Source organism: Streptococcus sp. HMSC062H02 (assembly GCF_001813005.1).
GTDB classification, from domain to species: Bacteria; Bacillota; Bacilli; order Lactobacillales; family Streptococcaceae; genus Streptococcus; species Streptococcus oralis_S.
On sequence record NZ_KV811132.1, the window covers coordinates 1 to 14,132 of the forward strand.

Below are 14,132 nucleotides of genomic sequence, written 5' to 3' on the forward strand. Positions count from 1 at the left end.
ATGATACGGCTTCTACAGGAGCAAAAGGCCAACCACAAGTGGCAACATCAGTGTTTGAAGGGCATATCGATCCGACTGTACCACCAACATTTGAGGATGGTAGCACGACTATGGTTGTTCCGGGTGAAGGAAGTTATACAATTGATAAAGATGGTAAGATTACCTTTACTCCAGAACCAGACTTTGTTGGTACAGCTAAAGGATTGGTTGTGAAACGTCTGGATATGTATGGAAATGTAGTTATTGCTCATTACACACCAACTGTCCATGGCCAAACACAAGTGAGTGATGCGACATCCGAAGGTCTTAAAGGTCAAACTCAGACTGGTAAACCAAACTTTACAGGTGATGTCGAGCTGACAGTTCCACCAACCTTTGAAGATGGAACAACTGAAAAAGTCGTTCCAGGTGAAGGAACTTATGTAATCTCACCAGATGGCACCGTCACCTTTACCCCTGAGGCAGACTTTGTAGGACAAGCCAAAGGTGTGAAAGTGATCCGTAAAGATCGCAATGGAAATATCATTTCAGGATTCTATACTCCAACAGTAGTAGAACTTCCAGAGCAAGTGAAGCCGTCTGATAAAAAAGAACTTTCAGTACCTGATTCGAAACCAGATCAATTGACGCAAAACATCTCTGTAGAAAAACATCAACTTCCAAATACTGGAACTCAAGAAGATGGTTTGAAAAATCTAGGAATTCTGACAGCCCTAGCAGGTGCCATGACATTTGGATTACTAGGTAAAAAGAAACGAAACGATGAATCAGACTAATCATTTTTAAGAACCGAGAAATCGGTTCTTTTTTATGACATTTGTCATATTTCCTAGTGACAGAAGCATCTAGCTCCGCCAACTTCAAAAGTCTATAATTGAAGTATGAAATGGAGGAAGAAGAAATGAAAAATAAAATGATTGTCGCAGTGAGTTTAGTAGCAGCAGGAGTTATGACCTATCTCATGTTTTCAGGATTGGACGAGGGTTTCTATCATTTTCCTTGGGAGCTCTTTGCTGGCTTTGGAATGATGTCTTGGCTTGTCAGAGAAGGTTTGAAATTAGTCAGAGATGTGAAAAAGGAGTTTGAGGAATGAAAAAAGCAATCATCTATTTCTTTATCGGCCTGTCACTCTTGGTATGGTTAGTGGAAATGTTTACTGGTTGGTTTGACCAAACCTTGCTTCGCCAATTTATTCGTGGTGCTTGGGGTTTTGGATTTATGATTTTCGTTGTTTTCCCTGTGGGAATGAAGTGGTTGAAAGGAGAATCTCATGACTGTGATTAAAGTTGAGAAATTGAGTAAGAAAATAAAAGACAAGGAGATCTTGCGGAACATCTCCTTTGAAATCAACGATGGTGAATGTGTCGCCTTGATCGGGCCTAACGGAGCAGGGAAGACAACCTTGATTGATTGCCTCTTGGGCGACAAGTTCGTGAGCTCAGGTCAGATAGCTATTCAAGGGTTTGCGCCAACAGATCCTCGATTAAAGCAGCTTATTTCTATCTTACCTCAAGAAAATACGGTGGTTCAAGACTTGAAAGTGAAAGAACTCTTATCCTTCTTTCAATCAATCTATCCAAACAGTCTCTCCAATCAAGAAATTGATGACTTGCTGAGATTTTCGGACAAACAGAAAAATCAGCTAGCGGGCAAGTTGTCTGGTGGGCAAAAACGTTTGTTCTCTTTCGTGTTGGCACTAATAGGTCGTCCGAAAATTCTATTTTTGGACGAACCAACTGCTGCCATGGATACCTCGACACGTCAGCATTTTTGGGAAATTGTCAATCAGTTAAAGAAAAATGGTGTCACCATTGTCTACTCTTCTCACTATATCGAAGAGGTAGAACATACGGCTGACCGCATTTTGGTCCTCCACAAGGGTGAATTGATCCGGGATACGACACCTTATGCCATGCGTGGTGAAGAACAAGAAAAACATTTTACGGTACCACTAACTTATCAGGAAGTTATCAGCACTTTGGACCAGATTCAAGGGCTTGAAATCAAGCAAAATGCTCTTTCCTTCACAACCAAAGAAGCCAGCCAGGTATGGAAAGTCTTGCAAGAACAGGGCTGCATGATCGAAGAAATTGAAGTTCGCAATCGAACTCTCTTAGACAGTATCTTCGAAACGACTCAAGACTAAAGGAGATTGACGATGAAAAATATGACAAGTCTCATGAAAGTGGAAATCATTCTGATGAAACGGCAAGCAGTCTACTACTTGCTATCCATCGGACTTCCAAGTGTGTTTTACCTTATCTTTTCTGGTATGATGTCAGGGTCAGATATTCCAGAAATTGCTCTTCAAGCCTATCTTTTTGCCATGACGCTCTTTAGTATCATGTCAAGTGCTTTTTTCAGTATCCCAAGCACACTCGAGTCTGATAAGACAAACAACTGGCAAAAATTGATTCAACATTCTCCCGTATCTATGGTAGAATATTATGTATCAAAACTGTTCAGTACCCTACTGACTTTCTTGTTATCAATTACAGTTGTCTTTTCAGTTGGTCATTTTGTCCGTGGAGTGACTCTGCCTTGGCTTGACTGGATGGTAATTGGTGCTATTTTGCTGATCGGAAGCGTGGTCTTTATCAGCATGGGGGTCTTGGTGAGCTTGCTACCCAGTGCTCAACTGATGACGGTTGTTGGAAATATTGCCTATATTGCTTTGGCTGTTCTAGGTGGACTGTGGTTCCCCTTGGATTCCTTCCCAGAATGGCTCCAATCTATTGGAAAGCTGACTCCAACCTATCAACTGATGCAGGTCGTTTCTACTTATTTGGAGCACCACGAGTTTAACATTCTTGCTGCCTTGGTTGTACTAGGTTATACAGTTTTCTTTGGTGTCTTGGTAATCCAACTGAAAAAACGGATTGAGGTAAAATAAATCTATGTTGGAAAAATTTAAAAACATTCATTATATGTTTCATATTTCAATTGTGTTTATCATCTTTCCTATAGCGGGTGTCATCGTTGGAGATTACCCGCTTTTAACCTTGCTATGGACCCTACTATTTGTACTTGCCTTCTATTCGGTTTTAATCAGTCAGAATCGCACCGTGCAGTGGCTAGCATGGTGGTCCATGCTTGTCTACATTTTTTATACATCTGTTTGGCTAAGTTCAGGTTTCACATGGTTTATCTTTTATTTATCCAATCTCCTTATTTATGAGCTGGATGAGATTTCTTTTCACTCTTGGCGTTTTGACAGTTTTATTGTCCTGCAACCATTTATTCTGACCGGGATCTATATGGTCAATCATGTTAGTCCCTGGCAGCTACTCTTTTTCTTGGTGACCTTTATCTTTTCCGATGCAATGACCTTTGGTCTCTATCGAATTCGGATAACAGAAGAGCTAAAAGAAGAAAAGATGAAACAAAATGCCAAGCTCAATCTTTTCTTGGCTGAAAACGAACGCAGTCGTATCGGTCAGGATCTTCATGACAGCCTAGGTCATACCTTTGCCATGTTGAGTGTGAAGACGGACCTTGCCCTCCAGCTTCTTCAAATGCAGGCCTATCCTCAAGTGGAAAAAGAGTTAAAAGAAATTCATCAGATTAGTAAAGAATCCATGAATGAAGTTCGTACAATTATCGAAAATCTTAAAACCAGAACCCTAGCTTCCGAATTTGCGACTGTTAAAAAAATGCTGGAAATTGCAGGAATTGAAACGGAAATCAATCACCAACTAGATACAGCTAGCCTAACTCAGGAATTAGAGTCAACGGCCTCCATGATTTTGCTTGAGCTAGTGACCAATATCATCAAACATGCCAAAGCATCGAAAGCTTACTTGAAATTAGAACGAACTGAGAAAGAACTCATTCTAACAGTGAGAGATGATGGATGTGGCTTTGCTTCTTTAAAAGGAGATGAGCTCCATACCGTTCGAGACCGTGTCCTTCCTTTTTCAGGAGAAGTAAAGGTGATCAGTCAGAAACATCCGACTGAAGTGCAGGTTCGGTTACCTTATAAGGAGAGAAACTAAGATGAAACTACTTGTTGCAGAAGATCAAAGTATGTTGCGAGATGCCATGTGCCAGTTGCTTACCTTTCAACCAGATGTAGATTCTGTCCTACAAGCCAAGGATGGCCAAGAAGCAATTCAACTCTTAGAAAAGGAGCCCGTAGATATCGCCATTCTTGACGTAGAAATGCCTGTTAAGACAGGCCTCGAAGTCTTGGAGTGGATACGAGCAGAAAAGCCAGAAACAAAGGTGGTTGTGGTGACGACCTTCAAACGCCCTGGCTATTTTGAACGTGCGGTCAAGGCTGGAGTGGATGCTTATGTCTTGAAAGAAAGAAGCATTGCAGACCTCATGCAAACCTTGCACACTGTTCTTGAAGGACGTAAGGAATATTCGCCTGAATTGATGGAAGTGGTGATGACGCACCCCAATCCGTTAACAGAGCAAGAAATCGCTGTTTTAAAGGGAATCGCTCAGGGCTTGTCTAACCAAGAAATCGCAGACCAACTCTATCTATCAAATGGAACCGTCCGAAACTATGTCACCAATATTCTTTCGAAACTAGATGCTGGTAATCGAACAGAGGCAGCCAACATTGCAAAAGAATCTGGTTGGCTTTGATAAGAAGGGTTAAACAATTCCGAAATGATAACTTGAATCGAAGGAAATCCATACTAGAAAGGAGGAGGCAAATTGCCTCCTTTTCTGGTTTAGAAAAGCGGTGAAAGCTAGTGTCAAAGAGTTAAAAGATCAGAATAAAAATGAAAAATATCTTGACAATGAAGGAAAAATTGTGTTACAATAATAGACGGTACTTTTTACTTTTGGTCTCTCAAAAGTGTACAGGGACGTGCTGACAAATGTTGCAAAAGTACACACAGATGGTAGCTGTCACCAAGTGTATCATCACCAAAAATAAAAAACACAGGAGAATGTAGATGCCTACAATTAACCAATTGGTTCGCAAACCGCGTAAATCAAAAGTAGAAAAATCTAAATCACCAGCTTTGAACGTTGGTTACAACAGTCATAAAAAAGTTCAAACAAACGTTTCTTCACCACAAAAACGTGGTGTTGCAACTCGTGTGGGAACAATGACACCTAAAAAACCTAACTCTGCCCTTCGTAAATTCGCTCGTGTACGTTTGAGCAACCTTATCGAAGTTACTGCCTACATCCCAGGTATCGGACACAACTTGCAAGAGCACAGCGTGGTGCTTCTTCGTGGTGGACGTGTAAAAGACCTTCCAGGGGTACGTTACCATATCGTCCGTGGTGCACTTGATACTGCAGGTGTTAACGATCGTAAACAAGGCCGTTCTAAATACGGTACTAAACGTCCAAAAGCATAAGGAAAGGGGATAAAGAGAAATGAGTCGTAAAAATAGAGCTCCAAAACGTGACGTATTGCCAGATCCGCTTTACAATTCACAACTAGTTACTCGTCTTATCAACCGCGTTATGCTTGATGGTAAACGTGGTACAGCTGCTTCAATCGTTTACGGTGCTTTTGAGCAAATCAAAGAAGCTACTGGCAATGATGCACTTGAAGTATTTGAAACAGCTATGGAAAACATCATGCCTGTACTTGAAGTACGTGCACGTCGTGTTGGTGGATCTAACTACCAAGTCCCAGTTGAAGTTCGTCCAGAACGCCGTACAACACTTGGACTTCGTTGGTTGGTAACCATCGCTCGCCTTCGTGGTGAACACACAATGCAAGACCGTCTTGCAAAAGAAATCTTGGATGCTGCGAACAACACAGGTGCAGCAGTTAAGAAACGTGAAGACACTCACCGTATGGCTGAAGCTAACCGTGCCTTCGCACACTTCCGTTGGTAAGAATAAGATACTAAGGGCGTTAAAAAAGCGACTGAAAATTAGGAAGCTTGACGCAGAATCAAAGATTCTAGGAAAGCTTATCTATTTTCCGAGCTTTTAGCCCGAGTTCAATTGAGTTCAAATCAGTTAACTTGAGCTTTTAGCCCGAGTTCAATTCAACTTATCTACAAGTTGAAACCAACAAAAACAAGATAAACATTGAGAACGGGTAGGTCCTGCCTATCCGTTTTTATTAAAATCGTGTTATAATAGAATAGAAATTAAAATAAATAGGAGAAACAAACCTCATGGCACGCGAATTTTCACTTGAAAAAACTCGTAATATCGGTATCATGGCTCACGTCGATGCCGGTAAAACAACAACTACTGAGCGTATTCTTTACTACACTGGTAAAATCCACAAAATCGGTGAAACTCACGAAGGTGCGTCACAAATGGACTGGATGGAGCAAGAGCAAGAACGTGGTATCACTATCACATCTGCTGCGACAACAGCTCAATGGAACAACCACCGCGTAAACATCATCGACACACCAGGACACGTGGACTTCACAATCGAAGTACAACGTTCTCTTCGTGTATTGGACGGTGCGGTTACTGTTCTTGACTCACAATCAGGTGTTGAGCCTCAAACTGAAACAGTTTGGCGTCAAGCAACTGAGTACGGAGTTCCACGTATCGTATTTGCTAACAAAATGGACAAAATCGGTGCTGACTTCCTTTACTCAGTAAGCACACTTCACGACCGTCTTCAAGCAAACGCACACCCAATCCAATTGCCAATCGGTGCTGAAGATGACTTCCGCGGTATCATCGACTTGATCAAGATGAAAGCTGAAATCTATACTAACGACCTTGGTACAGATATCCTTGAAGAAGATATTCCAGCTGAATACCTTGACCAAGCTCAAGAATACCGTGAAAAATTGGTTGAAGCAGTTGCTGAAACTGATGAAGACTTGATGATGAAATACCTTGAAGGTGAAGAAATCACTAACGAAGAATTGAAAGTTGCTATCCGTAAAGCAACTATCAACGTTGAATTCTTCCCAGTATTGTGTGGTTCTGCCTTCAAGAACAAGGGTGTTCAATTGATGCTTGATGCGGTTATCGATTACCTTCCAAGCCCACTTGACATCCCAGCAATCAAAGGTATCAACCCAGATACAGACGAAGAAGAAACTCGTCCAGCATCTGACGAAGAGCCATTCGCAGCTCTTGCTTTCAAGATTGCAACAGACCCATTTGTAGGTCGTTTGACATTCTTCCGTGTATACTCAGGTGTTCTTCAATCAGGTTCTTACGTAATGAACACTTCTAAAGGTAAACGTGAACGTATCGGACGTCTTGTGCAATTGCATGCCAATAGTCGTCAAGAAATCGAAACCGTTTATGCTGGTGATATTGCAGCTGCTATTGGTTTGAAGGATACAACTACTGGTGATTCATTGACAGATGAAAAAGCTAAAATCATCCTTGAGTCAATCCACGTTCCAGAACCAGTTATCCAGTTGATGGTTGAGCCAAAATCTAAAGCTGACCAAGATAAGATGGGTATCGCACTTCAAAAATTGGCTGAAGAAGATCCAACATTCCGCGTTGAAACAAACGTTGAAACTGGTGAAACAGTTATCTCAGGTATGGGTGAACTTCACCTTGACGTCCTTGTTGACCGTATGCGTCGTGAGTTCAAAGTTGAAGCGAACGTAGGTGCTCCTCAAGTATCTTACCGTGAAACATTCCGCGCTTCTACTCAAGCACGTGGATTCTTCAAACGTCAGTCTGGTGGTAAAGGTCAATTTGGTGATGTATGGATTGAGTTTAGTCCAAACGAAGAAGGTAAAGGATTCGAATTCGAAAACGCAATCGTCGGTGGTGTGGTTCCTCGTGAATTTATCCCAGCGGTTGAAAAAGGTTTGGTAGAATCTATGGCTAACGGTGTTCTTGCAGGTTACCCAATGGTTGACGTTAAAGCTAAGCTTTACGACGGTTCATACCACGATGTCGACTCATCTGAAACAGCCTTCAAGATCGCGGCTTCACTTGCCCTTAAAGAAGCTGCTAAATCAGCACAACCAGCTATCCTTGAGCCAATGATGCTTGTAACCATCACTGTTCCAGAAGAAAACCTTGGTGATGTTATGGGTCACGTAACTGCTCGTCGTGGACGTGTAGATGGTATGGAAGCACACGGTAACAGCCAAATCGTTCGTGCTTACGTTCCACTTGCTGAAATGTTCGGTTACGCAACAGTTCTTCGTTCTGCATCTCAAGGACGTGGTACCTTCATGATGGTATTTGACCACTACGAAGATGTACCTAAGTCAGTACAAGAAGAAATCATTAAGAAAAACAAAGGTGAAGACTAATCAGTCCTCACTCTAGAAGGAAGTCACTTAGTGGCTTCCTTTTTTTGTCTTTAACTATTCATTTTTGCTGAATATAGTATACAAATTTGGTCGTTAAGTGAGAAAAATACTAATTCTACCAAGAAAGAAAATATTCTAATTTGATAAATTAAAATAAATAAAGGTTCCTAATTCCGTAGATAACTTAATAAAAATAAGGAAATGATTCATAAATACACTTTTAGATAGAAAATTCAGAAAATTGACTCTTTTGCCTTGAAAATTTTTGAAAAAATGGTATGATAGTAACAAGCTATTTTTTTAAGAGAAGAGAAAGGGGAACAATGGAGAAAATCAGTTTAGAATCTCCTAAGACGGGGTCGGACCTAGTTTTGGAAACACTTCGGGACTTAGGGATTGATACCATTTTTGGTTATCCTGGTGGTGCGGTCTTACCTTTGTATGATGCGATATACAATTTTAAAGGTATTCGCCACATCTTGGGACGCCATGAGCAAGGTTGTTTGCACGAAGCTGAAGGATATGCCAAATCAACTGGAAAGTTGGGCGTTGCCGTCGTCACGAGTGGGCCGGGAGCAACAAATGCCATTACAGGGATTGCAGATGCCATGAGCGATAGCGTTCCCCTTTTGGTCTTTACAGGTCAGGTTGCGCGAGCTGGGATTGGGAAGGATGCCTTTCAGGAGGCGGATATCGTAGGTATTACCATGCCCATTACCAAGTACAATTACCAAGTTCGTGAGACAGCAGATATTCCTCGTATCATTACGGAAGCTGTCCATATCGCAACGACAGGTCGTCCAGGTCCAGTTGTGATTGACTTGCCCAAGGATGTATCAGCCCTAGAGACAGATTTCATCTATTCGCCGGAGGTGAATTTACCAAGTTACCAACCGACACTTGATCCAAATGACATGCAAATCAAGAAAATCTTGAAGCAATTGTCAAAAGCCAAGAAACCTGTTTTGTTAGCAGGGGGCGGTATCAGCTATGCAGAAGCTTCTAAGGAGCTCAATGAATTTGCTGAACGTTACCAAATTCCAGTAGTCACTAGTCTTTTGGGGCAAGGAACCATTGCAACGAGTCATCCGCTCTTCCTAGGGATGGGAGGCATGCACGGTTCTTTCGCAGCCAACATTGCAATGACGGAAGCGGACTTTATGATTAGTATTGGTTGCCGTTTCGATGACCGCTTGACTGGGAACCCTAAGACCTTCGCGAAGAATGCTAAGGTTGCTCATATCGACATTGACCCAGCTGAGATTGGTAAGATTATCAGTGCAGATATTCCTGTAGTGGGGGATGCTAAGAAAGCCTTGCAGATGCTACTGGCAGAACCAACTGTTCATAACAATACTGAAAAGTGGATTGAAAAAGTCACCAAGGACAAGAATCGAGTTCGTTCTTATGATAAGAAAGAACGTGTGGTTCAACCTCAGGCCGTTATTGAACGCATCGGTGAGTTGACGCATGGTGATGCCATTGTCGTAACTGACGTAGGGCAGCACCAAATGTGGACAGCTCAGTATTATCCTTACCAAAATGAGCGTCAGTTAGTCACTTCAGGTGGTTTGGGTACCATGGGATTCGGAGTTCCTGCAGCTATCGGAGCCAAGATTGCCAATCCAGAAAAAGAGGTCATCCTTTTTGTTGGTGATGGTGGCTTCCAAATGACCAACCAAGAACTAGCTATCCTAAACATCTACAAGGTGCCGATTAAGGTTGTCATGTTGAATAACCACTCACTAGGAATGGTTCGTCAGTGGCAGGAATCCTTCTATGAGGGTAGAACTTCCGAGTCAGTCTTTGATACACTTCCTGACTTCCAGCTGATGGCACAGGCTTATGGCATCAAAAACTATAAATTTGATAATCCAGAGACGATAGAGAAGGATCTAGAAGTCATTCTGGAGGATGTGCCCATGTTTATCGAGGTGGATATTTCTCGTAAGGAACAGGTCTTACCGATGGTACCAGCTGGTAAGAGCAATCATGAGATGTTGGGGGTGAAGTTCCATGCGTAGAATGTTAACAGCTAGATTGCAAAACCGTTCAGGAGTTTTGAATCGTTTTACAGGTGTCCTTTCTCGTCGTCAAGTCAATATTGAGAGTATCTCAGTTGGTGCGACAGAGAATCCCAATGTATCTCGCATCACCATCATTATTGATGTAGCTTCACATGATGAAGTAGAGCAAATCATTAAACAACTCAATCGTCAGATTGATGTAATTCGCATTCGTGATATCACAGATAAACCACACTTGGAAAGAGAAGTGATCTTGGTAAAAGTATCTGCTCCTGCTGAGAAGCGTGCAGAAATCTTGGCCATTATCCAACCTTTCCGTGCAACGGTAGTAGATGTGGCTCCAAGCTCAATCACCATCCAGATGACGGGAAATGCTGAGAAGAGTGAAGCTTTATTACGAGTGATTCGACCATATGGTATTAAAAATATCGCTCGTACGGGTGCAACTGGATTTACCCGCGACTAATACTCTTAGTATAAAATCCAGCATAAATTTGTTAAACCAGCCTATAAGGCAATAAAAATAGAAAAGAGAGAAAAACTATGGCAGTTCAAATGGAATACGAAAAAGATGTTAAAGTAGCAGCGCTTGACGGTAAAAAAATCGCCGTAATCGGTTATGGTTCACAAGGACATGCGCATGCGCAAAACTTGCGTGATTCAGGTCGTGATGTCATCATCGGTGTGCGTCCAGGTAAATCTTTTGACAAAGCAAAAGAAGACGGATTTGACACTTACACAGTAGCAGAAGCAACTAAATTGGCTGACGTTATCATGATCTTGGCACCAGACGAAATCCAACAAGAATTGTACGAAGCAGAAATCGCTCCAAACTTGGAAGCTGGAAATGCAGTTGGATTTGCCCATGGTTTCAATATCCACTTTGAATTTATCAAAGTTCCTGCAGATGTAGATGTCTTCATGTGTGCTCCTAAAGGACCAGGACACTTGGTACGTCGTACTTATGAAGAAGGATTTGGTGTGCCAGCTCTTTACGCAGTTTACCAAGATGCAACTGGAAATGCGAAAAACATTGCTATGGACTGGTGTAAAGGTGTTGGGGCTGCTCGTGTTGGTTTGCTTGAAACAACTTACAAAGAAGAAACTGAAGAAGATTTGTTTGGTGAACAAGCCGTACTTTGTGGTGGTTTGACTGCCCTTATCGAAGCAGGTTTTGAAGTCTTGACAGAAGCAGGCTATGCCCCAGAATTGGCTTACTTTGAAGTTCTTCATGAAATGAAATTGATCGTTGACTTGATCTATGAAGGTGGATTCAAGAAAATGCGTCAATCTATTTCAAACACTGCTGAATACGGTGACTATGTATCAGGTCCACGTGTGATTACTGAGCAAGTGAAAGAAAACATGAAAGCTGTTTTGGCAGATATCCAAAATGGTAAATTTGCAAATGACTTTGTGAATGACTACAAGGCTGGTCGTCCAAAATTAACTGCTTACCGTGAACAAGCAGCTAACCTTGAAATCGAAAAAGTTGGTGCAGAATTGCGTAAAGCAATGCCTTTCGTTGGTAAAAACGACGACGACGCATTCAAAATCTACAATTAATTCTTGTAAAGAGAGACAGAAGGCGAGTTGGGGGTACCTAACTCGTTTTTTATCTTGAACAGTATTTGAGGAGGAGACAATGCTAAGTGCAAAAGATGTGGTGAAAGCCCACAAAGTTTTGAGTGGTGTAGTAGTTGATACACCACTAGAATATGATCATTATTTATCAGAAAAATACCAAGCAAAGATTTATCTCAAAAAGGAGAATGCGCAACGAGTTCGCTCTTTTAAAATTCGTGGAGCCTATTATGCCATTTCTCAACTATCAAAAGAAGAACGCGAGCGTGGTGTAGTCTGTGCCTCTGCGGGAAATCATGCCCAAGGTGTCGCCTATACTTGTAATGAGATGAAGATTCCTGCAACGATCTTTATGCCCATCACAACACCGCAACAAAAGATTGGGCAAGTTCGCTTTTTCGGTGGAGAGTTCGTGACAATCAAGTTGGTTGGGGATACCTTTGATGCTTCTGCTAAGGCAGCGCAAGAATTTACATTAACAGAAAACCGGACCTTCATCGATCCTTTTGATGATGCGCATGTTCAGGCTGGTCAAGGGACTGTAGCCTATGAGATTCTTGAAGAAGCCCGTAAAGAGTCTATTGATTTTGATACAGTACTTGTACCAGTAGGTGGTGGTGGATTGATTGCCGGTGTTTCTACTTATATTAAGGAAACCAACCCGACTATCGAAGTGATTGGAGTAGAAGCCAATGGAGCTCGCTCTATGAAAGCTGCCTTTGAAGCTGGGGGACCAGTTAAACTCAAAGAAATTGATAAGTTTGCTGATGGGATAGCTGTGCAGAAGGTTGGACAATTAACCTATGAAGCGACCCGTAAGAATGTTGAAACGCTGATTGGGGTGGACGAGGGATTGATTTCTGAAACCTTGATTGATCTTTATTCCAAACAAGGTATTGTAGCGGAACCAGCCGGAGCTGCCAGCGTTGCAGCCTTGGAAGTTTTATCAGACTATATCAAAGGCAAGACGATTTGTTGTATCATTTCTGGAGGAAATAACGATATCAACCGCATGCCAGAGATGGAAGAACGTGCCTTGATTTACGATGGAATCAAGCATTACTTTGTAGTGAATTTCCCACAACGTCCAGGAGCTCTACGAGAGTTTGTAAATGACATTTTGGGGCCAAATGATGACATCACTCGTTTTGAATATATCAAACGAGCAAGCAAGGGGACAGGCCCTGTCTTGATTGGGGTAGCCCTTGCCAATAAACATGATTATGCTGGATTGATTCATCGGATGGAAAAATTTGACCCATCTTATATTAATTTGAATGGCAACGAAACGTTGTACAATATGCTAGTTTAAGCTAAAATAAAATTATTATCATATTATTTGCGTAATGGTAATGATGGTGCTATAATGAGGGTGACGAAAGGGGGAGATTCCCATGTTTTTACAATTTTTACTTGTTTTATTGTTTTTAGTGGTGATTGCATCAGTGATCATGGTTAGTTCTGTGTATGTGGTTCGACAACAATCTGTCGCTATCATAGAACGTTTTGGGAAATACCAAAAGTTGAGCAATAGTGGTATTCATTTACGAGCTCCTTTTGGAATTGATAGGATTGCGGCAAGAGTTCAACTACGCTTGTTGCAAAGTGAGATTGTTGTAGAGACAAAGACGCAAGATAATGTATTTGTAACGATGAATGTGGCAACTCAGTATCGAGTAAATGAAAACAATGTCACAGATGCCTATTATAAATTGATGCGTCCAGAAGCCCAGATTAAATCCTATATTGAAGATGCTTTGCGTTCATCTGTACCAAAGCTAACCCTAGATGAGTTGTTTGAGAAGAAGGATGAAATCGCCTTAGAAGTTCAAAAACAAGTGGCTGAAGAAATGTCTACGTATGGGTATATCATTGTCAAAACGCTGATTACTAAGGTTGAACCTGATGCTGAAGTAAAACAATCAATGAATGAAATTAACGCGGCTCAACGTAAGAGAGTTGCGGCGCAAGAGCTTGCTGAAGCAGATAAGATTAAAATCGTGACCGCAGCAGAAGCAGAAGCAGAAAAAGATCGCCTACATGGTGTAGGGATTGCAGAGCAGCGTAAAGCAATTGTTGACGGACTAGCTGATTCTATCCAAGAGTTAAAAGGAGCCAATGTTGAGCTGACTGAAGAACAAATCATGTCTATCCTATTAACGAACCAGTATTTAGATACGTTGAATAATTTTGCAGATAAAGATGGTAATAATACAATCTTCCTGCCAGCAAATCCTAATGGAGTTGAGGATATAAGAACTCATATATTATCGGCTTTAAAAGCTAAATAAAAATATGCAGAATAATATAGTTACGATGAATATATGTTTTTTTA

At 41.5% G+C, this 14,132-nt stretch carries 15 protein-coding genes; all 15 read left to right on the forward strand.

What is annotated here, in order from left to right; genetic code table 11:
* Positions 1-776 (forward strand): LPXTG cell wall anchor domain-containing protein (locus HMPREF2885_RS07505; RefSeq protein ID WP_148131148.1); only part of this gene is annotated, 776 nt, incomplete at its 5' end.
* 110 nt (positions 777-886) lie between these two features.
* Positions 887-1,093, forward strand: coding sequence for a hypothetical protein (locus HMPREF2885_RS07510; RefSeq protein ID WP_000390701.1), 207 nt, complete (start codon positions 887-889; stop codon positions 1,091-1,093).
* The gene (locus HMPREF2885_RS07515; RefSeq protein WP_070657684.1) at positions 1,090-1,284 is read left to right on the forward strand and encodes a hypothetical protein; all 195 of its coding nucleotides are present in this window, start codon (positions 1,090-1,092) and stop codon (positions 1,282-1,284) included. Before HMPREF2885_RS07510 ends, HMPREF2885_RS07515 begins: the two co-directional genes overlap by 4 nt.
* Entirely contained in the window at positions 1,271-2,146 is an 876-nt protein-coding gene (locus tag HMPREF2885_RS07520; RefSeq protein ID WP_000216047.1) for an ABC transporter ATP-binding protein, read from the forward strand. The genes HMPREF2885_RS07515 and HMPREF2885_RS07520 overlap by 14 nt, the downstream gene beginning before the upstream one ends.
* A 12-nt stretch (positions 2,147-2,158) precedes the next feature.
* Entirely contained in the window at positions 2,159-2,893 is a 735-nt protein-coding gene (locus HMPREF2885_RS07525) for an ABC transporter permease (protein WP_000794226.1), read from the forward strand.
* A gap of 4 nt (positions 2,894-2,897) precedes the next feature.
* Positions 2,898-3,995, forward strand: coding sequence for a sensor histidine kinase (locus HMPREF2885_RS07530; RefSeq protein WP_070657686.1), 1,098 nt, complete (start codon positions 2,898-2,900; stop codon positions 3,993-3,995).
* 1 nt (position 3,996) lies between these two features.
* Positions 3,997-4,596: a response regulator transcription factor gene (locus tag HMPREF2885_RS07535; protein WP_049501537.1), complete on the forward strand. Its 600-nt coding sequence runs from the start codon at positions 3,997-3,999 to the stop codon at positions 4,594-4,596.
* A gap of 317 nt (positions 4,597-4,913) precedes the next feature.
* Positions 4,914-5,327 (forward strand): 30S ribosomal protein S12, encoded by a 414-nt coding sequence (rpsL, locus tag HMPREF2885_RS07540; RefSeq protein ID WP_001142332.1) that lies wholly within the window; start codon positions 4,914-4,916, stop codon positions 5,325-5,327.
* A gap of 19 nt (positions 5,328-5,346) precedes the next feature.
* On the forward strand, positions 5,347-5,817 hold the full coding sequence (rpsG, locus tag HMPREF2885_RS07545; RefSeq protein WP_000087873.1) for a 30S ribosomal protein S7: 471 nt from the start codon (positions 5,347-5,349) through the stop codon (positions 5,815-5,817).
* A 287-nt stretch (positions 5,818-6,104) separates the two neighbouring features.
* Entirely contained in the window at positions 6,105-8,186 is a 2,082-nt protein-coding gene (gene fusA / locus HMPREF2885_RS07550; RefSeq protein ID WP_000090340.1) for an elongation factor G, read from the forward strand.
* 323 nt (positions 8,187-8,509) lie between these two features.
* A complete protein-coding gene (locus tag HMPREF2885_RS07555) occupies positions 8,510-10,210 on the forward strand; it encodes an acetolactate synthase large subunit (RefSeq protein WP_049519462.1) in 1,701 nt (566 codons plus the stop codon).
* Positions 10,203-10,679 carry an acetolactate synthase small subunit gene (gene ilvN / locus HMPREF2885_RS07560; RefSeq protein ID WP_001253813.1) on the forward strand — a complete coding sequence of 159 codons (477 nt, stop codon included), beginning with the start codon at positions 10,203-10,205 and terminating at the stop codon, positions 10,677-10,679. Before HMPREF2885_RS07555 ends, ilvN begins: the two co-directional genes overlap by 8 nt.
* A gap of 77 nt (positions 10,680-10,756) precedes the next feature.
* Entirely contained in the window at positions 10,757-11,779 is a 1,023-nt protein-coding gene (ilvC, locus tag HMPREF2885_RS07565) for a ketol-acid reductoisomerase (protein WP_000290683.1), read from the forward strand.
* 79 nt (positions 11,780-11,858) lie between these two features.
* Entirely contained in the window at positions 11,859-13,109 is a 1,251-nt protein-coding gene (gene ilvA / locus HMPREF2885_RS07570; protein ID WP_000947300.1) for a threonine ammonia-lyase IlvA, read from the forward strand.
* 82 nt (positions 13,110-13,191) lie between these two features.
* The gene (locus tag HMPREF2885_RS07575; RefSeq protein ID WP_070657688.1) at positions 13,192-14,088 is read left to right on the forward strand and encodes an SPFH domain-containing protein; all 897 of its coding nucleotides are present in this window, start codon (positions 13,192-13,194) and stop codon (positions 14,086-14,088) included.
* Positions 14,089-14,132: the final 44 nt, after the last annotated feature.